19 protein-coding genes are annotated in these 19,840 nt (G+C 40.7%); 11 read left to right on the top strand and 8 right to left on the bottom strand.

The features are described 5' to 3' along the window. Positions 1 to 34: 34 nt before the first annotated feature. Entirely contained in the window at positions 35 to 727 is a 693-nt protein-coding gene (locus B3X18_RS12745) for a DNA exonuclease (protein ID WP_005026754.1), read from the bottom strand. A gap of 718 nt (positions 728 to 1,445) precedes the next feature. Here B3X18_RS12745 and B3X18_RS15270 point away from each other — a divergent pair. Next, a complete protein-coding gene (locus B3X18_RS15270; RefSeq protein WP_010700292.1) occupies positions 1,446 to 1,583 on the top strand; it encodes a hypothetical protein in 138 nt (45 codons plus the stop codon). Positions 1,584 to 1,775: 192 nt separating this feature from the next. After that, a complete protein-coding gene (glyA, locus tag B3X18_RS12755; RefSeq protein ID WP_005019534.1) occupies positions 1,776 to 3,029 on the top strand; it encodes a serine hydroxymethyltransferase in 1,254 nt (417 codons plus the stop codon). Positions 3,030 to 3,278: 249 nt separating this feature from the next. On the opposite strand, the gene B3X18_RS12760 is transcribed toward glyA, so the two are convergent. Continuing rightward, on the bottom strand, positions 3,279 to 3,704 hold the full coding sequence (locus B3X18_RS12760; protein ID WP_005026752.1) for a hypothetical protein: 426 nt from the start codon (positions 3,702 to 3,704) through the stop codon (positions 3,279 to 3,281). A 318-nt stretch (positions 3,705 to 4,022) separates the two neighbouring features. Next, complete coding sequence (locus tag B3X18_RS12765) at positions 4,023 to 4,382, bottom strand: hypothetical protein (RefSeq protein ID WP_005026751.1); 360 nt, start codon at positions 4,380 to 4,382, stop codon at positions 4,023 to 4,025. A gap of 419 nt (positions 4,383 to 4,801) precedes the next feature. Between B3X18_RS12765 and rnk the strand changes: the two genes are divergently transcribed. The 7 genes from rnk to B3X18_RS12800 all read left to right on the top strand — a co-directional run bounded on the left by rnk (position 4,802) and on the right by B3X18_RS12800 (position 11,134). After that, complete coding sequence (rnk, locus tag B3X18_RS12770) at positions 4,802 to 5,206, top strand: nucleoside diphosphate kinase regulator (protein ID WP_005019540.1); 405 nt, start codon at positions 4,802 to 4,804, stop codon at positions 5,204 to 5,206. Positions 5,207 to 5,411: 205 nt separating this feature from the next. Further along, the gene (locus B3X18_RS12775; RefSeq protein WP_005026748.1) at positions 5,412 to 6,194 is read left to right on the top strand and encodes a hypothetical protein; all 783 of its coding nucleotides are present in this window, start codon (positions 5,412 to 5,414) and stop codon (positions 6,192 to 6,194) included. A gap of 23 nt (positions 6,195 to 6,217) precedes the next feature. Then, positions 6,218 to 7,348, top strand: coding sequence for a toxic anion resistance protein (locus B3X18_RS12780; RefSeq protein ID WP_005019543.1), 1,131 nt, complete (start codon positions 6,218 to 6,220; stop codon positions 7,346 to 7,348). Positions 7,349 to 7,405: 57 nt separating this feature from the next. Beyond that, positions 7,406 to 8,326, top strand: coding sequence for a hypothetical protein (locus B3X18_RS12785; RefSeq protein WP_005026745.1), 921 nt, complete (start codon positions 7,406 to 7,408; stop codon positions 8,324 to 8,326). A 164-nt stretch (positions 8,327 to 8,490) separates the two neighbouring features. Continuing rightward, complete coding sequence (ahpF, locus tag B3X18_RS12790) at positions 8,491 to 10,056, top strand: alkyl hydroperoxide reductase subunit F (RefSeq protein ID WP_105919087.1); 1,566 nt, start codon at positions 8,491 to 8,493, stop codon at positions 10,054 to 10,056. A gap of 152 nt (positions 10,057 to 10,208) precedes the next feature. After that, complete coding sequence (locus tag B3X18_RS12795; protein ID WP_005019597.1) at positions 10,209 to 10,568, top strand: hypothetical protein; 360 nt, start codon at positions 10,209 to 10,211, stop codon at positions 10,566 to 10,568. 182 nt (positions 10,569 to 10,750) lie between these two features. Next, entirely contained in the window at positions 10,751 to 11,134 is a 384-nt protein-coding gene (locus B3X18_RS12800) for a hypothetical protein (RefSeq protein ID WP_005026695.1), read from the top strand. A gap of 38 nt (positions 11,135 to 11,172) precedes the next feature. Here B3X18_RS12800 and B3X18_RS12805 read toward each other — a convergent pair whose 3' ends face one another. Further along, positions 11,173 to 11,802: a hypothetical protein gene (locus B3X18_RS12805; protein ID WP_005026697.1), complete on the bottom strand. Its 630-nt coding sequence runs from the start codon at positions 11,800 to 11,802 to the stop codon at positions 11,173 to 11,175. 122 nt (positions 11,803 to 11,924) lie between these two features. Continuing rightward, positions 11,925 to 12,704 (bottom strand): peroxide stress protein YaaA, encoded by a 780-nt coding sequence (gene yaaA / locus B3X18_RS12810; protein ID WP_034671248.1) that lies wholly within the window; start codon positions 12,702 to 12,704, stop codon positions 11,925 to 11,927. A 124-nt stretch (positions 12,705 to 12,828) separates the two neighbouring features. On the opposite strand from yaaA, the gene B3X18_RS12815 reads away from it, so the two are divergent. Further along, positions 12,829 to 13,461 (top strand): alpha/beta hydrolase, encoded by a 633-nt coding sequence (locus B3X18_RS12815; protein ID WP_005406466.1) that lies wholly within the window; start codon positions 12,829 to 12,831, stop codon positions 13,459 to 13,461. Between the two features lie 58 nt (positions 13,462 to 13,519). On the opposite strand, the gene B3X18_RS12820 is transcribed toward B3X18_RS12815, so the two are convergent. From B3X18_RS12820 to pheA, 3 genes are all read right to left on the bottom strand, one after another. After that, positions 13,520 to 13,900 (bottom strand): hypothetical protein, encoded by a 381-nt coding sequence (locus B3X18_RS12820; RefSeq protein WP_034671246.1) that lies wholly within the window; start codon positions 13,898 to 13,900, stop codon positions 13,520 to 13,522. 124 nt (positions 13,901 to 14,024) lie between these two features. Beyond that, positions 14,025 to 16,271, bottom strand: a complete 2,247-nt coding sequence (locus B3X18_RS12825) for a bifunctional prephenate dehydrogenase/3-phosphoshikimate 1-carboxyvinyltransferase (protein ID WP_017400983.1) — start codon at positions 16,269 to 16,271, stop codon at positions 14,025 to 14,027. Between the two features lie 192 nt (positions 16,272 to 16,463). After that, the gene (gene pheA / locus B3X18_RS12830; RefSeq protein WP_005026705.1) at positions 16,464 to 17,573 is read right to left on the bottom strand and encodes a prephenate dehydratase; all 1,110 of its coding nucleotides are present in this window, start codon (positions 17,571 to 17,573) and stop codon (positions 16,464 to 16,466) included. Between the two features lie 548 nt (positions 17,574 to 18,121). On the opposite strand from pheA, the gene B3X18_RS12835 reads away from it, so the two are divergent. Continuing rightward, positions 18,122 to 19,840: a long-chain-fatty-acid--CoA ligase gene (locus tag B3X18_RS12835; RefSeq protein ID WP_005026707.1), complete on the top strand. Its 1,719-nt coding sequence runs from the start codon at positions 18,122 to 18,124 to the stop codon at positions 19,838 to 19,840.

Raw genomic sequence — 19,840 nt, forward strand, 5'->3', positions numbered from 1 at the left:
AAAGTTTGATGAATAAGTTTTTAAATATCAGCACCTAAACTAGGGTCTGTTCTAGGGCCTTACGTAGATAAGGATCCAGCTCTTCTTGACGTAGCAGCCAGTTTACATAGTCGCCAGGTAATTCTTTAATTGCGGTACCACGGTGTTTGCCAAAATTCAGAATACGGGGTATCCGTGCGTCTTCTGATGCAGTATAAAGTTCTTCAATACTCTGAATATTTAGATGGTAAAGAATATGCATGAGTATATTTGCAGTTAAAATAATATCGGCATCTGCACGGTGAGCACCTTTGAGTAATTCTCTTGCTTTATCACTTCCTTTACTGATCATATAAATCAGTGCAGAGATGTTATGTGCCTCAGCATCGGGCCAAACCTTGCGGGCCAGCGCCAGAGTGCAAATAGCTTTAATATTTGAGGTGTCTATGCCACATTTTTCAATGGTACGAATATCATAATCAATATTATGACCGATAATATAGACAGTTTCGGAAGGTAAACTGAAGTCCTTATAATGAGGCTGACCAGCAATATCGGTTTCTAGAATATGATGTACTGCCATCGCGGCATAAGAAATTGATTGTTCACCAATACTGTAGAGCTGGTCAAATAACTGACTTTTGTCTAGGCTCAAACGGCCTTGAGCAATTTGGACAGGCGCGTAGGCAATTTCAATCGGTAGTCCATTGAGTGTATGTGTTTCAGTATCGAGAATAATGGCCTGCATGTTGAAAAATATGCCTGAACAAAAGAGAAAGTCAAAATCTAACATTATTATTTCTATTCTGACAATTTAAAAACCTGTCAGGGCTTTAATTGAAGGGTTTTTAGCTCATCATTTATCAAGTTGAGCCACAAATTACGTCGCTTCTAGAATAATTTGACTTTCATTCACCTTATTTTGAAGAAAAAAATCCTTCAATCTGGTTTCTAAAATTTATATATGAGAATAATTAAACAATTTTCTTGCTATTTTTTATAGAAATTGGGAACGGGTGTCATGAAGAAGAAAGAACACCCTAAAAATCAGTGAATGATAATAACTTAAAATAAGGATATAAAATAATGAAAAGACATATATTGACCTGTACTGTACTTGCAATAAGTATCAGTTTGACGGCTGTAATGATAGTGATGACAATGATAACCAGAATTTCAGTACGCCTGTTCCTTCCATTCCAGTAAATAATATAGATAACCCGGTATTAGCTACGCCTGTAGCCTATACCAAAACAGATGTGGTTATTGCCGGTGAAAGCGTGGTCATGACTTATAAAATGCTTGGCATTAATAATAAAGGAACACAAGCTACTGCGTTAGTTTTCACCCCGGAGGGAACACCTCCAGCAAAAGGATAGCCGCTAGTTGCATGGGCACATGGCACGACGGGTTTGGCTGATCAGTAAGCACCGAGCCGGAGTAGTCTAAATCCGGTTATTAAAAATATGATTAACGGCCTGCTTCAGTCTGATTATATGCTGGTAGCACTTGACTATGAAGGGCTCGGTGAACCTTGTGGAAATGAACTTCGTTCTTACTGCCAAATGGGATCATGGCAGCGTTTACGGGTTGAATATTACTAATATTATCTCGGATGTAAAATCTCTAATGCCAAGTCAATAACCTGAATTTAAAGCGATGACTCATGTTTTTTAATATGAGCCATTTTTATTTAAAACTGAGTAAAGTTCATTCTGTTTAATAATAAACTTCATGTTACAATACGCGCCAATCTTAGCACGGCTTAAAAGCCCTAAATTAATAGGACCTCGCTAATGTTTGCCAATATCTCTATTGCTGAATTTGATCCGGAATTAGCTCAGGCAATTGCTGCCGAAGGTGAGCGCCAAGAAGCGCACATCGAGTTAATTGCTTCTGAAAACTATTGTTCTCCAGCGGTTATGGAAGCGCAAGGTTCAAAACTCACTAACAAATATGCAGAAGGCTATCCAGGCAAACGCTACTACGGTGGTTGTGAGCATGTTGATGTTATTGAACAATTGGCAATTGATCGTGCTAAAGAACTTTTTGGTGCTGACTATGCAAACGTTCAGCCCCATGCAGGTTCACAGGCAAACTCTGCTGTTTACCTGGCTTTGCTGAATCCGGGCGATACCGTTTTAGGTATGAGTCTTGCTCATGGTGGCCATTTAACCCATGGTGCAAAAGTAAGCTTCTCCGGTAAAACCTATAATGCAGTGCAATATGGCCTGAACCCGGAAACTGGCGAAATCGACTATGAAGAAGTTGAGCGTCTGGCTTTAGAGCATAAGCCACGTATGATCGTTGCAGGCTTCTCTGCATATAGTCTGGTCGTTGACTGGCAGCGTTTCCGTGAAATTGCTGATAAAGTTGGTGCTTATCTGTTTGTTGATATGGCCCACGTTGCAGGTCTGGTGGCAGCAGGTGTATACCCGAACCCGGTTCAAATTGCTGATGTAACCACAACCACTACCCATAAAACTTTGCGCGGCCCACGTTCTGGTCTGATTCTGGCAAAAGCGAATGAAGAGATTGAGAAAAAACTTCAGTCTGCTGTATTCCCAGGTAACCAAGGCGGTCCATTAATGCATGCGATTGCGGCCAAAGCAATCTGCTTTAAAGAAGCTATGTCTGATGAGTTTAAAACCTATCAGCAACAAGTGGTTAAAAATGCTCAAACCATGGCGCAAGTGTTTATTGAGCGTGGTTATGATGTCGTTTCTGGCGGTACATCTAACCATCTATTCCTGTTATCACTCATTAAACAGGATATTACAGGTAAAGATGCAGATGCATGGTTAGGCGCAGCCCACATTACTGTGAATAAGAATTCCGTGCCAAATGATCCACGTTCTCCATTTGTTACCTCGGGTATCCGTGTAGGTACACCAGCAGTCACTACTCGTGGTTTCGGTGAAGCTGAAGTGCGTGAACTCGCTGGCTGGATGGCTGACATTTTAGATAGCAAAGGCGATGAAAATGTTATTGCTGATGTAAAAGCGAAAGTGGAAGCGGTTTGCGCTAAATTCCCGGTTTATGCTCAGTAAGTGATTTCTTTAAAAAAGCTCCCATAAGTGGGAGCTTTTTTAGTGTTATAAACTGTGCTTTATTTTAAGTTCATATATCTATAATAAACCCATAAGCAGTTATTTATAAATAATATTTTTAAAGTAAACTTATTCAAAATCTAAAGATCAATAGCTTTAGCAAGAAATTTTTAATCTTATAATATTTTATTTTTATTCTCTTAGATTGTTTGGTAGTTAAACTTATCTCTTTCACTATATAAAGGTATATCACCTAAAAGTGAATAATGAGAAAAGTAATAATAAAAAAATCACTCCGAGTACCCAAGGTAAAAATTTCCATATCATGGGTTGTTTCTCTTCCATAGTTTCACTAGAGAGGGGAGAGATTTCTGTTTTAAGTGTATTATTAGAGGTAGAGATAAGACTCTGCTCATATTGTTCGGGCTTTAGTTTTTTACATTCTTCACTTAAATAATTATAAAATTGTTCTGATTCACTCTCTTCGAGTCTGTAGGCAAATACATGAATCTTGTCGTTAAGTTGCAATGTAATATGGTCGCTACTAAGATTTTTCTCCTGTTTTAATTGATCTCTTAGTTCGTTTCGGGCTATAAGCGCTTTTCTTATTTCTTCTCTTTGCAGAGGTCGGTGGATTTCTACACCAAATAGCTCACCTAATAGTTCTAATTCCATTATGATCTACCATTTATTGTTGTTGTACGCCGTGTCTATAGCAATATAAAGCAATAGCTTACTAAGACAATGACATTGTCTAACAATTTAAACTTAAGGCAAGAATAAAAAAGTTAAAAGCACTATTTTATATTTAAGATAACTGGCTTATTTTGTATGGTAAAAATATGAGTTCTGTTTTTGCTCACATCAAAAATTTTTTAATAGAGGAATTTCTGCTAATAAGAAAGTTTATAAAAAATTTGTATTCAATATTTTAGTAAAAGAAGATAATCAGAATAACTTGGTTAATAAAATAATATGAGCAATATAGAAAGTCTAGCATTTTATATTCGCGCCCTTTTTATAAAAGTCTAAGACAATATCCAGATCAAAAAGTAAACCTTCAGGGGTATATTCATTTGAATGTAGTTTGAGTAATGCAGGCATATATTCAGTTTTATATACGGTAGGGTAATCTTTGCATAAAATCTGTATCCGTTTTTGTTGAGAGGTCTTAGGATTGTCTAACTGATCCAGATATTTTCCAATTTTCTCACCTGCCTGATCAAGCTGAGCGGCGAGAGGAGAGCTGGAGTTCAATGGTTGAGCCGTGTCTGTCTCTTGTGGCTGCCTTTGACAAGCTGCGATTGATAAAGATAAAAAAACAATCATAAGAATTTTTTCTTTCATATTCATTTTTATTTTGGGGAAGATTAAAAAAGTATAGGATGAAAATAATAAAAGAAAATATATGATTGTGGTGGAATAGTAAGCCAAAAGTATAAGTTTAATTTCGGTAACTTATATCAGTATTTGAGAAGCTATAAATTAAATGGTTGAGAAACTTGGTTTAAGATGTTACATCTATGAATAGGCTTAACTTATTGTTTAAAGGTTAGCGTTCTTCATTTAACTGGATACAGTAAAGGATAACTTTTTTCATTCTTTACATTTTATATGTTTTGTGGCTCCTCTTAAGGGGAGCTTTTTGTTGTTTTATAAAAAACAATAGGGTGGAAAAATACTTTTCTGATAAGTAATTAATTATTTCTAGACCAGAAAATATACATCTATAGCGTTGCAATATTTATTTAAAATGGAAGGAGTCAGTTTATATGGCTAAACCAAATATTATTATTTCTTCACAGGACTTGCATCGTCTTGAAACCATGCTCGAGCATCAATCTCATATGACTCAGACTATAGAACATCTGGAAGATGAACTTGCTCGGGCTGAAGTAGTGGAGCCACATGAAATACCGGCTAATGTGGTCAGCATGAATACCCGAGTGCTGATCACGATAGCCCCTTCAACTGAACCGACTGAAATCCAGCTGGTTTATCCGCATGATTTTCGCGGTGATAAAGGACAAGTCAATGTACTTGCTCCTATAGGTGCTGCTATTTTAGGGCTGGCAGAAGGCCAGGAAATTGAATGGCCGCAACCTGATGGTCACCTTATGAAAGTAAAAATTGAAAAGGTACTGTATCAGCCTGAGCGAGAGGGTGATTATCGTTAGATCAAATGCCGTGAAATTTCACGGCATTACTCTTTGTAGTTATTCAATTAACTATGACAAAACTTAAACGTAAAAACTGCTATTTCGGCTTGTAGTCTGAAAGATTTGGTTTAAATTGAAAATATAGCTTTCAGCTTCACTTCATATTGTTCTGTTATTTTATTATCAGTCTATTTTACTGTTTGAGGCGATACCCGGCGTCTATATGCAGCATTTCCAAGAACTCATTCCATTGTCCAAGATTGAGGTTACTCCTCAAGAAACTTTGATCATAAAACGCAATGATCTGGTTCCTCTGATTCATGATCAATACCGGTTAAATCATTATGCCGAGCATCTGGTTCAGGCACAGTCCGTACTCCTCAATGGAGTAGACCCTGAATTAACCCGGCAGTTAAGCCAGACTATTGAACAGCTGATTCAGGCTTTAGCTGACTCTAAAAAATATCTGAAAAAACGTAATTTCAATGCATTACAGAAATGGCTGGGAATTGATATCGAGTATCAATCAAGGCAGGTGGAATATTATAGAAATCTGGACCGGTTACTTGCTCAGGCTGATCATTTGAGTCAACAGTTACAGATTGAGATTCAGAAATCACAGGCGCGTTTTCAGCAATTACTGGGTTTACGGGAACAAATGGCGAAATATATTGTAGCTGCACAGGAGTTTCTTAATGAATATCCAGCCTTTATTAAAAACCAGCATCCATTAGATAATTTTGCAGAAAGATTATCTAAAAAAATTAATACATTACAAATGTTACAGGCAGGTAATGATATTGCCATTACACAAATACGTCTTTCACAGCAGCTTTCTTTTAGTCTTTTAGACCGGTTTAAGGAAGCTCAGCAAGTACTGATTCCTGCTTGGCAATACCATGTGCAGCAGACAAATTTAAAGCATTCTGATGCAGAATTAGAGAAGCTGGATAATAGCCGGGAAAATCTGATCAGAACATTGAAGAAGTCTTTAGAGAAACATTAAAGTAAACCGAAGCAGGGTGAATTATGGCCGATCTGGAAAAAAATGATTTAACGATAGTTACTTCGAGAGACTTATCGGAGCAGGATTTTCAGCAACTAAATTTACAGGAAATAGGGTTAAAGGATTCAGACTTTACAGAAGTCCAGAATGCCCATAAAGAGCTAAATGATATGAGTCATCATACTGTCGCTGAATATGGGAAAAATATTGCGACTAAAACCTCTTCTTATACGGATGAATTGCTAGATTTAGTCCAGAACAAAGACCTTGATGCTACCGGCCAGAAACTCAATCAGGTAGTACAGGTTGCTCAGCAGCTGAATACTTCCAGCATTTTAAACAAACCCAAAAGTTCAGGTTTTCTGGGTAATTTGCTGGGTAAGATTAAAGGTGCCAAACAGAACTTTGACCAGCAGTTTCATACTACTAAAGAGCAGATTGATGTTCTGGTAAAAGAAATTGAAATTTCACAGACCGGGCTAAAAGCCCGGGTTGATACACTGGATAAAATGTTTAATGGGGTACAGGATGAGTATAGGCAGTTGGGTATTTATGTCGCTGCGGGAAAACTTAAACAGCAAGATATTCAGCAGCAAATCGCTAAGCTCAGTGAACAGCCTCAAGACCAGCCGATTACACAAAAGATTTATGATTTAAATCATCTGGCAAATAATCTGGAGAAACGTATCAGTGACCTTCAGGTTTTACAGCAATCTGCTATGCAGACTTTGCCAATGATCCGGATTATTCAGTCCAATAATCTGATGCTGGTGGACAAGTTCTATGCCATTAAAAACATTACCTTACCCGCTTGGAAAAACCAGATTAGTTTGGCTATCTCTCTTAACGAGCAGAAAAATAGTGTACAGCTTGCCAATAGTATTGATGATGCAACCAATGAATTACTACGCCGTAACGCAGAGCTTTTGCATCAGAACTCTGTAGATACTGCTAAAGCCAACCAGCGGTCAGTCATTGATATTGAAACCCTTGAACATGTTCAGAATACCCTCATTAAAACAGTAAATGATGTGATTCAGGTACAGAAAGAAGGTATGCAAAAACGTCAGGAAGCTACCAGCCGCTTGCGTATGTTACAAGATAATCTGAATCAGCTTGTGCTTGAATCAAATTCGGGGACAAATAAACCTTAAGCTGTTTTTGTTATATTAATAGCCTAAGTATACCTGATTAATCTTTGGAGATATTATTTGCCACCTTTAGATGAATATGCGTTGAGTTCTAAACAGATCGAAACAGGAATGCTGGTATTGAAAAAGCGTCAGCATAAAGTAATGCTGCTTTGCGTAACGACCAGTACTTTATTTATTGCAAGTGTGGTTGCCATATTTTTACAGCAGAATTTTATCTATAGTTTTTTTGGTCTTTCTCAACAAGTAGAACAACTACATTTACCTTTAACTCTCGAAGCTAGCCTGACAGATCTTGCACCACAGCACGATTATTTTTTTAATTTACTGTCATGGTTTGGCTGGTTATTCTTAAAACTGTTTGCAGCTTTCTTTGGTGCATTTTTCACAGTTTATTTTCTCAGAAAATTTCATTTTTTTTATATTCGCTTTCAGTCATTTATTTTAAAATTCGTTGGATGGCTCATTGCATTTATCATTATCTGGTCAGGTTTGACTTATGTGCAATATGACCTAAACAATGAAGAAAAAGAAGCTGCGCATGAGCTGGTACATTATGAGCGTAATATTCAAGATAGTGCGATTGCACACTACTTGGCTGAGGAAAATGTAGAAAAACCGGTTCAAGCTTATATACTCGCGCAAACGGCCTTATTGCACCAGCCTGCAGATAAAAATACAGCTATTCCCTATATAGTGGAACTGGTCAAAGCAGAGAAGACTGATCCAGACTTTATTGAGTATGGTTTTAAACCAGAACAGCTTTGGATCATGCAGCACCAGGTTTATGGAAAGGCTTTAACACCGTTAGCTCAAAGTGTTGAGCCACAGGTAAGACAGGCTCAACAGCTTTCATATTGGGCAAATATTATAATCATAGCTATAAGTTTAATGAGCGCTGTTTTAAGCCTGATATTTTATTTACTGTCTCGCCGTCTGCAACTGAGAACCGAGCGAATTACACACCGCCTAAACAGCTAAGTCATGAAAAACAAGATCAGAACAGGCCCGAAAAACCGGCTCTGTTCTTTAATCACAATTCTTAAAACCGATTGTATTTATAAAAACATATTGTTTCACCTATTAATGGCTTTGCAGTATCATCAATTCATTCCTTAATATTGACTCCTTTGGAGAAGTTAGCAATGTTAGACCAAAATACTTCAGCACAACTTAAAACATTACTCGAACGTCTGGAAAGCCCGATTGAACTGGTTGCCTCTCTAGATGGCTCTGACAAGTCAGATAAAATCAAAGAGCTGGTCAATGAAATTGCCGCCCTGTCTGATCAGGTGACTGCACGCCTTGATGGCCAGCACAGCCGCCGCCCAAGCTTTGGTGTGGCCAAAGTGGGTGAGCAGCCCCGGGTATTCTTTGCCGGCCTGCCGATGGGGCATGAGTTCACCTCGCTGATTCTGGCCCTGTTGCAGGTTTCCGGATACGCTCCCAAAGTCTCTGACGAGGTACTGGCACAGATTAAAGCGCTCAACCTGACTGCTGACTTTGAAGTATTCGTGTCACTGAGCTGTCATAACTGTCCGGATGTGGTACAGGCCCTCAACCTGATTGCCATCTATAACCCGGGCACCACTGCCACTATGATTGACGGGGCCTTCTTTCAGGAAGAAGTCGAACAGCGCAAGATCATGGCGGTTCCAATGCTGTTCCAGAACAGCCAGCACATTGGTCAGGGACGTATGACCCTGGAAGAGGTTATTGCCAAGCTGGACAGCGGTGCGGCGGCCAAAGATGCAGAGAAACTTAATGCCAAGGGAGCCTTTGATGTCCTGGTGATTGGTGGTGGCCCAGCCGGGAATACTGCTGCCATCTATGCAGCGCGTAAAGGTATTCGTACCGGGATCGTGGCTGAACGCTTCGGTGGACAGGTGATGGACACCATGGATATTGAAAACTTTACCTCGGTCACCAAAACCCAGGGGCCAAAGTTTGCTGCGGCCATGGAAGAGCATGTGCGTGAGTATGAAGTCGACATCATGAACCTGCAGAAAGTTGCCAGCATTAAAGGTGCAGAAGAAACGGCCAATGGTCTGGTTGAAGTGACTCTGGACAATGGCGCCCGACTGGAATCTAAAACAGTGATTCTCTCTACCGGTGCGCGCTGGAGACAGATGAATGTACCGGGCGAGCAGGAATATGCGACCCGTGGCGTTGCCTACTGCCCGCACTGTGACGGTCCGCTGTTCAAGGGCAAACGGGTAGCGGTGATTGGTGGCGGTAACTCCGGGGTTGAGGCAGCGATTGATCTGGCCGGTATTGTTGAGCATGTGACTCTGCTTGAATTTGCTGATACTTTACGTGCAGATCAGGTATTGCAGGACAAGCTTGCGAGCTTGCCGAACACGACAGTAATCAAGTCTGCGTTGACCACCGAGGTGGTGGGAGACGGCTCACAGGTGACTGCGCTGCGTTATCAGGACCGGGTATCTGGAGAGGACAGGGAGATTGAACTGGCGGGTATCTTTGTACAGATTGGTCTGCTGCCGAACACTGACTTTCTGAAAGGGTCAGAAGTCGAGCTGAGTAACCGCGGTGAGATTGTGGTGAATGAGCGTAACGAGACCAATGTAAAAGGTGTATTTGCGGCGGGTGACTGTACAACGGTACCGTACAAGCAGATCATCATTGCTACAGGTGAAGGTGCAAAAGCGTCGCTTTCTGCTTTTGATTACATTATCCGCTCCGGTCAGTAATTTTTTAATGCGAAAAAGCATATTCCTTACAAGAATATGCTTTTTTTATATATATCTTACAAGTCCTCAACAATATGTAGTCTTTATTACAACTTTTCTTTATGCTTATATTTTCCTGAATGTTTTTTAATCAACAAAAGGAAGGAAAATAAATGAAAAAGTTAATTGCTGCGTTAGGTTTAGCTTCTACAGTTCTCATTGTTGGCTGTAATAACAATAAAACTCCAGAAGCTGATGATCATGCTGCGACTGCTGGTACAACCACCGATTCGACTGCTACTGGCACAACTACAACAGACTCTACTATGGATATGAATAATACCGCAGGCGAGCGATTAGACAATACTACTGGCACAGTGGCTGATCCGGCTACAACAGGCACCGCTACAGATACAACTGGTGCAACTACAGGTACCACAACTGGTGGTACAACAGATACCATGACTAATACGGGAACTACTGGCACCACAGGTACAACTGGTGGTACCAGCGGAACTGGCAGTTCACAGTAATATTGTACTGAATATAAAAAAGCCCTTACATTGAGGGCTTTTTTATATCTAAGTTTTATCTAAAAAATCTAATAGATAACAACTCTTACAACTTTTCAACAAAGCTGAGTCGTAATACCACCCTTCTTTATGTTTAGATTTGAATAGTGAAGAAAAGTTGAAAAAATTAGAAGGATGTATACATGAAAAACTTAAATAAACTGGTAGTTGCTTTAGGCATGACTTCGGCTTTGTTCTTGGTTGGGTGTGATAAAGAAAAGTCTTCGGATATGGCGAAAGATAATGCCATGGCTAAACCCATGGACCAGATGGAAGCCCCTTCAGATGGCGTAGGTGAAAGTTTAAAGGATGCAACTAAAGCTGGTTTCGATGAGACCAGTCAGGCTACCAAAGGTGCAACCATAGCGATGGAAAAAGGCGCTAATGCAACTGCAGTAGCTACTAAAGAAGTGAGTGAGGGTGCGGGACAGGCTGCAAATGAAGCCACTGGCGAATCACGGGTAATTGACCCTGCACAAGAGCGTGAAACACGCGATAGCTCTCAGCATAATAGTCAGACCCAGTAAATTTTTTGTGGTTAAAAAGCTCCCCTTCCGGGAGCCTTTTAATTAGCCTTTAAAACTTTTTCAAGATTAATTTTTGCCTGATTTTCCAGTTTATCCTGAAAATATTCAGTTTTAAATAACGGATGGGCTTGATAAAAATGAGATAAAACTTTTTTGCGCTTTTCATGATATATACCCTCTGACACCCAGGCATATTCTTGTTGAATCTGCTGCTCATACTCAGCAAAACGGGACGGTTTACTACCTAAAATCGCCAAGTCTATATCAAGCAAGGTTTTAAGGTCCAGATCGTCATCTTCAGACAGTTCATGAGTTTGTGTTGCCAGTATCCACGAGTAAATTTTAGAGATTTGATCAATAGTCATGTAAGGTGCCAGACTCTGTTTCATTAACTCGGCACTTTTTAATTCATTTTGATCAGATTTTGGCTCATAAACCACGTCATGAAACCAGATCGCCAGCTCAACAGCCAAGGGGTCATTCACGCACATTTTTAGAGGCTGGTATAAGTCCAGACATTCTTCTATATGTTGAAGTGTATGATAATAACGCTGAGGTTCCTGATAGGCAGTAATTAATTTCTGAAGCAGGCTGTCTGATAAATACAATGCATTAGTCTGTTGAAGTTCTTGCCAGTATTGCTTAAGTCTTTCTAGCTTAGGTTGCATAAATTAGTATTCCTATTTCTTAGCTCAGCCGGACTTTTACCTTATTTTTTGATGAAAACTTATTCTATAAATAACCAATAGCCATAATTCGAATACTGGTTATTCTATACGTGAGAATATATTTAAACAGATTGCTCATCACGTTTAAAAATTAGTTCTTTAGCGCTTGAATTTACTGTGTCCAGATAATAACCCTCACTATTAAAAGCTTTTAAATCTTCTGGCTTGGTTAACTGGTTTTCTATAATAAAGCGTGCCATCAGGCCACGTGCTTTTTTGGCATAAAAACTGATGATTTTGTATTTACCATTCTTCTGGTCAAGAAAGATCGGTTTAATGATAGCAGCTTGTATTTTGTTTTCTTGCACTGCCTTGTAGTATTCATCTGATGCAAGGTTGATTAAATAGTTATGCTGGTGTTCAGTCAGTTCCTGATTAATCTGCTGGGTAATAAGGTCTCCCCAAAACTCATACAGGTTATGTCCACGGCTGTTTTGCAGTTTGGTACCCATTTCCAGACGGTAAGGCATCATTAAATCTAGTGGCCTTAACAAGCCATATAGACCCGATAGCATTCGCAAATGTTGCTGGGCAAAATTCAGATTGTTGTGTTTCAGACTATAGGCATCCAGACCGGTATATACATCGCCTTTAAAAGCAAAAATAGCCTGTCGGGCATTACCAAAATTAAATTCTGGTGTCCAATCCTGAAAACGCGCAGTATTCAATTGGGCTATTTTCTCACTAACACTCATCAAACTGGCGATTTCTGAAGCAGACAGTTTACGACAAAAGTCTATAAGTTCTTGTGAGTGCTCAAGCAGTCTTGGTAAAGTATGTTCATCGGTAGGTAATGCAGATTCATAATCTAAGGTCTTGGCAGGGGAAATTAGAGCTAACATAAACAACCTGGTCAAAAAATAATTAATCAAACTATAACAGTCGACTTATTTTAATGCCAATTTGTGTTTTTGCTGAAGTTAATCGCTAAAATACGCGATTCTCCTGCTATTTATCGTTTGTACTATGTCCGAGCAAATCTTTATTCAAGGTCCGGTGGGGCAAATTGAAGTTTTTGTTGATTATCCCCAAGGCGAAGTAAAAGGATATGCCCTCGTTTGCCACCCTCACCCTCTTCAGGGAGGCACACCTCAACATAAGGTTCCTGCACTTTTAGCCCAGATTTTATCTGAACGTGGCTGTGTGGTTTATCGTCCAAGTTTTCGTGGTTCAGGGCAAAGTACCGGAACACATGATGAAGGCTATGGCGAGACAGATGATACTTTAGCGGTACTACAACATATTCGTGCCCTACACTCCCATTTGCCATTTTATGCAGGTGGCTTCAGCTTTGGTGCTCACGTGATGGCAAAAGCTTATGATGCCTTGCCAGCAGTAGAGAAGCCTAAACAGTTGATTTTATGTGGTCTGCCTACCAATACTGTAGCCGGCTTGCGTCATTATAAAACGCCTGAAATTCAGGGAGATATCCTGTTTATTCATGGTGAAAAGGATGAAATCACCTTGTTATCGGATGCTATTAGCTGGGCTACGCCACAAAAGCATCTGATTACTATTCTGCCGGGAGCAAATCACTTTTTTACGGGCTATTTAAAACAGTTACGTATCGCGATTTCTCGTTTTTTAATCGTTGAATAAAAAATAAATAAAGGCCCGGTATATATTAATTTCGGGCCTTTTTAGATGAGTCAAAAGTTTAGCTTTTCCATTCGAACTGGCTAAATGACTCATCATTTTTTAATGTGGTTTCAATAGCCTGCCCCAACTGTTTAATCACACTCTGCATTTCAATTTTTTCAAACCAGTCCTGTTCTTCGTCAGCATGTGCATTAATCCTGCAAACCAGATGCCCCTCTCCATCTTGGGCAGATTCACATGTCACAGAAATAGGTAGAGGATGACTCTCTACACTTACCGCAATTTTATCAGGCTCATTACGGCTAGCCTCAAAGCCATGCTGAACAAGACGCTTAGATAAAAGGTCAGTTACATATTCTTGGGCAATACGGCATTCATCTTGTATATGATCAGTTTGTTGATGTTCAGCACAGTAGGCAGTAAATTGTAGGGTTCTCATTGGCGTTGTCCTGAAATGCTTTCTTGTTGTATGGATTTAGCATAAGCAATAAACGCACAACAGCCAAGCATTCACTTGACTGTTGTTAGACAAAAACAACATTTTTCTTAAACTTTATTCGTATTTATTCACTAACCTGTATGGCAAGCCCGGCTTTATTAGCGAGTTCAGTAAAGGTCGGGAAGCTGGTGGCTACCGTTTCAGTTCCCATAATATTAATTGTTCCTGAACTTCGCAGTCCTGCCATGCTAAAGCTCATAGCGATCCGGTGATCATGATGTGATTCGATTTCACCGCCAGTAAAGACAGCCGACCAGTCTCCACTTTTTCCTTTACCTTCAATGATGATTCCATCTTCAGTCGGGGTGCAGTCGATGCCCATAGTTTTAAGGCCGTCAGCCATTACCTGAATCCGGTCAGACTCTTTTACCCGCAGTTCGGCAGCACCAGTCAGTACTGTTTGTCCTTCTGCACAAGCTGCCGCAACAAATAGTGCCGGGAACTCATCAATTGCAAGTGGAACCTGGTCTTCAGGAATATGTATCCCCTTGAGCGTCCGGCTACCTCTGATATGAATATCAGCAATTGGCTCACCCCCCGCAATGCGTTCATTCTCAACTGTCAGATCAGCTCCCATCTGTTTCAGAATTTCGATAATTCCGGTACGGGTTGGATTTATACCGACTGCTTCCAGAAGTACATCCGAATTTTGAGTAATGGCGGCCCCCACCATAAAAAATGCTGCGGAAGAAATATCTGAAGGTACCTGAATCTCTGTACCGACCAGTTTGCCACCACCTATAAGTGAAATTTTATGGCCTTCAGTTTTAACCTCATAGCCAAAAGCACGTAGCATACGCTCGGTATGGTCACGGGTTGGCTCAGGTTCAGTAACCGAAGTTTCACCTTCAGCCCATAATCCCGCAAGCAGAATTCCTGACTTTACCTGAGCAGAAGGCATTGGTAAATCATAATGAATACCGTGCAATTTTTGCTGACCACTAATACTGACCGGCGGTGTACCTTTTTCACCTGTGGTTTGAATCTGGGCGCCCATCAGACGTAAGGGTTTGGCAATCCGTTCCATTGGACGTTTGGATAAAGAGGCATCACCAGTCATGACCGTATCAAATTTCTGTGCAGCCAGCATGCCAGACAGCAGACGCATGCTGGTTCCTGAATTCCCCATATAAAGTGCACTTGCCGGAGCCTTAAGTCCGTGCATACCCACCCCATGAATGGTAACCTCACCATTTTTCGGGCCTTCAATACTTACGCCCATATCGCGAAAAGCCTGTAAGGTAGCTAGCGCATCTTCACCTTCCAGAAAGCCTGTGACATGAGTAGTACCTTCGGCAATTGCACCAAACATGATAGAGCGATGAGACACGGACTTGTCACCAGGTACGGTAAATTTACCCTGAAAAGTCTTGTTTCCCGGCAGAATGGTAAATTGTTGTGTCACCTTGTTTTTCTCCATCAACGGTTTTTGGGCTAACATGTGGTTAAAGTGCTGACGCGCAGCCTGAGCATGTCCCAGTAAGCCCATTAATGCCTGCGAGTCTTCATTTTCAATCATTTTTCGAATAATGCCGAGCTGCTGTTCAAAGCCATCTACTGCATTTAAAATTGCTTTTTTATTGGCAAAAAAAATGTCATGCCACATTTGAGGGTCACTGGCGGCCACACGCGAGAAATCACGAAAACCACCGGCTGCATAACGGAAGATGTCCAGGTTATCTTCACGGCTGGCCAGTTGCTCGACCAGATTAAATGCCATCAAATGCGGTAAATGACTGGTATGTGCCAGAACTTCATCATGTTTTTCAACATCCATGCAGATAACTTCTGCTTGCGCAGCTTCCCAGAGCTCAATCAGTTTATCAACCGCCCAGCTGGCACTACTTGGCAAAGGTGTCAGAATGACCTTGTGATTGGCAAACAGATCGACTTTACCAGCATAGACACCAGTATGCTCACTTCCTGCAATCGGATGGCCCGGTACAAAACCGGGCGGCAGATGGGTGCCGTACACTGCTTTGGCTGCCTCTACCACATTTCCTTTGGTACTGCCGACATCTGTCAGGATAGTATGTGCGCAAATATGAGGTTTGATCTGCTCAAGTATTTTCTGGGTAGCACGTACTGGTAAAGCCAGAACAATCAGGTCTGCCCCTTGTACTGCTTCTACAGGATCACTATAGCCCTGCTCAATCAGGCCCAAAGCTTTGGCATCTTCCAGTGTTTTTTGAGAACGGGTCGCGGCCACCACGTGACGGGCCAGCTTTTGAGCCACAATTACACGGGCCAGACTTGAACCAATTAGCCCAAGGCCAATAAATGCAACTTTTTCAAACAGGGGTTGGGACATAACTTCAGTTTTGCCTCAAGGGCTTTTGCCTTGTTTCAAGTGTTTAATATTTCAAGTATCGGGAAGAGTTTCAAATTTTTTCGAATAAAAATAGCTTCTCAATTTTTATTCTTTTATTCATCACTCTCTGAACTTTTGGTATATGGCAGTAATATAAAAACTACTACTGCCATGATCTAACAGGTCTCAGCTTTATAGTACAGCAACCGGATAAGAACCCAGTACACGCAGTTCTTTAACTATTGGACGGATTTCTTCGATTGCTGCCGCAACATTTTCCTGCTCGATATGGCCTTCCAGATCGATAAAGAATACATAAGCCCATTTTTCTGGCAATGCAGGACGGGTTTCAATACTGGTCAGGCTGATGTTGTGCTTGGCAAATGGAGCCAGAATTTCCAGTAAGGCACCCGCACGGTCATGAGCAGAAATCAATAGTGAAGTTTTATCATTACCGCTTTGTGGAATCTTCTCACGGCCAATCACCAGAAAACGCGTAGTATTTTCAGGATTATCCTCAATATTGCTGTGCATAATTTCAAGGTTATACAAACTGGCCGCAATATCAGAAGCAATTGCAGCTGAATGCCATTCGTTACGGATACGACGTGCAGCTTCTGCATTCGAGTTCAGCGCTACCCGCTCAACGCCCGGATAGTGTGCATCCAGCCAATGACGACACTGTGCCAGTGTTTGCTGGTGGGCATAGATTTGTTTGATACTGTCTTTACGGGTATTTTCAGATACCAGAAACTGATGATGAATACGAAGTTCTACTTCGCCAATTACATTGAGGCTTGAACCTCTAAAACAGTCCAATGTATGGTTTACAACACCTTCAGACGAGTTCTCAACAGGTACTACACCATAATGGGCACTACCTGCTTCTACCTCGCGAAAGACTTCATCAATCGTTGCAATTGGACGAACCAAGGCATCCTGTCCAAAATGTTTCAGTACGGCAGAATGGGTATAGGTACCTTCCGGCCCTAAAAAAGCGATGCTTTGTGGTGCTTCAAGAGCGAGACAGGCAGACATGATTTCACGAAACAAGCGCGCCATGGTTACGTCTGATAAAGGTCCATCATTGCGTTCCATAACTTTACGCAAGACTTGTGCTTCACGTTCAGGGCGATAAAACAACGGGTTTTCTTCAGCAGCAAACTTTGCTTCTGCAACCGCTTCGGCCAGGCTGGCACGGCGGTTAATCAGCTCTTGTAATTGCTGGTCAACAGAGTCGATTTCATTACGGATCTGTTCCAGATTGAAAGAGGATGAATTTTTCTGATCATCATGACCCATTGTTATATTGCCCTTGGAAAACATGTATACAAATTAGTATAACAATAGTTAGCTTTTAAATGTTGCGCAATCTGACTTTGATTGAAATAGATGCAAAAACAGCCAGTTGCTACTTTGGAACACCTCGTTAAATTTTCTTAGCCTTAATACTCTGGCTCTTTTTATAAAAAGAACTGTGGATGATTTGGAAAACAGATATGTAATGTGTATTGGCTCTTAATTTAATTCCATCAACTTATAAAAGTTATTTCAAAGAAAAGTTATCGGCTGATGTATTTTGCCAGTTAGCTTATTTTAATATCTCAGTCTGGCTGTCGAGTATAAATACTTCAATTTTTTATTTTTATAAGCAAATATCTGTATTCTATTTCATTTTTTTTAATGTGAGTCTCTTATATTGAGTATTTGACCTATTCAAAAATCAAGTTACTTCTATTTAATAGAATGCCTTTGTATTGGCAGATTTAATCATTGTGAAAGTTTGATAGTTCTATAATTTTAATAACAGGTCAGGTACAGACTGAATCAACAATTAAAAGGAATAATAAATGATTTATGCACAACGCCCATGGAAAAAGAACTTGCCAGCCAGCCTGCAAGACTATCAATTTGATGCCACATCCATTCCACAAAATTTAAGTGAGCTGTTTGATAAAGCAGTGCATGATTTTTCAGATGCGGCTGCATTTAGTCTGGTTCTGCCTACGGGCCTCGCAAAGACATTAAGTTTTAAGCAGATTCAGTATTATTCTGACTTGCTGGCACGTTACTTCCAGCATGAGCTTCAATTACAACCAGGTGATGTTGTAGGCTTGCAGATGCCAAATTGTCTGCATTATCCAATTGCAGTTTTTGCCTGCTGGAAAGCTGGCCTTATTATTACCAATATCAACCCGCTTTATACCGCACGCGAACTGGAGTATCAGCTTAACGACAGTCAGGCAAAAGCTTTAATAGTTTCAGACATGTTCTTAGCTACTTTTGAAAAAGTAATTGCGAAAAATAATGATCTTAAATCTCTTGCGCTGATTACAGCGAGTTTAAGTGACTTTTTTGATGCGCCGTATCAGGCGCTGATTGCTAAAAAAATAGAAACAGACGCCGAAGCTCAGGGACGTTCGCTAACACCAAGCATTGACTACTTTTCTTTTTCACAAGTTTTTAAAAAAGCAGAACAGCTACCTGAATTACAATCACAGACGACCGCAATCGCGCTGTATCAATATACAGGCGGTACAACAGGTCGCAGTAAAGGGGCGATTATTACGCATCAGAATTTACTGTCCTTGGTACGCATGACCGGAGATTATTTGCGTGCGCACAATTCAGCTTTTAATCAGCAAGACAGTATTCTGACTGCTATTCCGCTTTATCATATTTTTGCATTCAGTGTTAATTTTCTGATGTTCTTTGAAGGCGGATCGCATAATATTCTGGTTCCTTCACCGCGTCCTGTCAGCAATTTAAGGCCGGCATTTGAACAGTTTAAGATTACCTGGTTGACCGGAGTTGATACATTATATGCAGGATTACTGGCTGAAGACTGGTTTGTGCAAAATCCGCCAGAGCTCACTTGTGCCATTTCTGGCGGAACAGCACTAAGACCAGCTACAGCTGAACACTGGAAAGCTAAAATAGGTAATATTATTGAAGGGTTTGGCATGACTGAAACCAGTTGCGCAGCCATGCTGCATCCTCCAATTAGCATAATTCGTCAAGGTTCTGTCGGTTTTCCATTACCTGGTTCTGAAATTAAAATTGTAGATGTTCAGGGAAATGAAGTCCCTCTCGGTAGTGCGGGCGAACTCTGTGTAAAAGGTCCGCATATTGTGCAGGGCTATCTCAACCGGCCGGAAGAAAGTGCTGACACTTTTGTAGAGGGCTGGTTACATACAGGTGATATTGCCCAGCTCGATGAAGATGGCTTCTGTTATATTCTGGACCGTAAAAAAGATATGGTACTGGTTTCAGGTTTTAATGTTTATCCAAATGAAATCGAAGCAGTCATTGCCGAGCATCCGGACATTATTGAAGTGGCGGTTATTGGGGTGCCAGATGTACAGACTGGCGAAGCTGTGAAAGCTTATATCGCTACACGTAATCCGTCTCTATCCACTGATGAAATACTGGCGCACTGCAAAGAGCATCTTACCGCCTACAAAGTTCCAAAAGTGATAGAAATTTTACCTGAATTACCCAAGTCAACGGTAGGTAAAATCCTTCGGGCCGAGCTTCGTAATTTACAACAGCAATTGCAGAGTGCTTAA

It is taken from the genome of Acinetobacter sp. UBA6571, assembly GCF_002434085.1.
Taxonomy (GTDB): domain Bacteria; phylum Pseudomonadota; class Gammaproteobacteria; order Pseudomonadales; family Moraxellaceae; genus Acinetobacter; species Acinetobacter radioresistens.

What these genes read in the sequence shown, in the direction of transcription:
- B3X18_RS12820 (WP_034671246.1), bottom strand. Translation starts at nt 13,900, where the DNA reads ATGAGAACCCTACAATTTACTGCCTACTGTGCTGAACATCAACAAACT.
- B3X18_RS12835 (WP_005026707.1), top strand. Translation starts at nt 18,122, where the DNA reads ATGATTTATGCACAACGCCCATGGAAAAAGAACTTGCCAGCCAGCCTG.
- B3X18_RS12805 (WP_005026697.1), bottom strand. Translation starts at nt 11,802, where the DNA reads ATGCAACCTAAGCTAGAAAGACTTAAGCAATACTGGCAAGAACTTCAA.
- B3X18_RS12825 (WP_017400983.1), bottom strand. Translation starts at nt 16,271, where the DNA reads ATGTCCCAACCCCTGTTTGAAAAAGTTGCATTTATTGGCCTTGGGCTA.
- yaaA (WP_034671248.1), bottom strand. Translation starts at nt 12,704, where the DNA reads ATGTTAGCTCTAATTTCCCCTGCCAAGACCTTAGATTATGAATCTGCA.
- pheA (WP_005026705.1), bottom strand. Translation starts at nt 17,573, where the DNA reads ATGGGTCATGATGATCAGAAAAATTCATCCTCTTTCAATCTGGAACAG.
- B3X18_RS12815 (WP_005406466.1), top strand. Translation starts at nt 12,829, where the DNA reads ATGTCCGAGCAAATCTTTATTCAAGGTCCGGTGGGGCAAATTGAAGTT.
- glyA (WP_005019534.1), top strand. Translation starts at nt 1,776, where the DNA reads ATGTTTGCCAATATCTCTATTGCTGAATTTGATCCGGAATTAGCTCAG.
- B3X18_RS12745 (WP_005026754.1), bottom strand. Translation starts at nt 727, where the DNA reads ATGCAGGCCATTATTCTCGATACTGAAACACATACACTCAATGGACTA.
- rnk (WP_005019540.1), top strand. Translation starts at nt 4,802, where the DNA reads ATGGCTAAACCAAATATTATTATTTCTTCACAGGACTTGCATCGTCTT.
- B3X18_RS12775 (WP_005026748.1), top strand. Translation starts at nt 5,412, where the DNA reads ATGCAGCATTTCCAAGAACTCATTCCATTGTCCAAGATTGAGGTTACT.
- B3X18_RS12765 (WP_005026751.1), bottom strand. Translation starts at nt 4,382, where the DNA reads ATGAATATGAAAGAAAAAATTCTTATGATTGTTTTTTTATCTTTATCA.
- B3X18_RS12760 (WP_005026752.1), bottom strand. Translation starts at nt 3,704, where the DNA reads ATGGAATTAGAACTATTAGGTGAGCTATTTGGTGTAGAAATCCACCGA.
- ahpF (WP_105919087.1), top strand. Translation starts at nt 8,491, where the DNA reads ATGTTAGACCAAAATACTTCAGCACAACTTAAAACATTACTCGAACGT.
- B3X18_RS12795 (WP_005019597.1), top strand. Translation starts at nt 10,209, where the DNA reads ATGAAAAAGTTAATTGCTGCGTTAGGTTTAGCTTCTACAGTTCTCATT.
- B3X18_RS12780 (WP_005019543.1), top strand. Translation starts at nt 6,218, where the DNA reads ATGGCCGATCTGGAAAAAAATGATTTAACGATAGTTACTTCGAGAGAC.
- B3X18_RS12800 (WP_005026695.1), top strand. Translation starts at nt 10,751, where the DNA reads ATGAAAAACTTAAATAAACTGGTAGTTGCTTTAGGCATGACTTCGGCT.
- B3X18_RS15270 (WP_010700292.1), top strand. Translation starts at nt 1,446, where the DNA reads ATGATTAACGGCCTGCTTCAGTCTGATTATATGCTGGTAGCACTTGAC.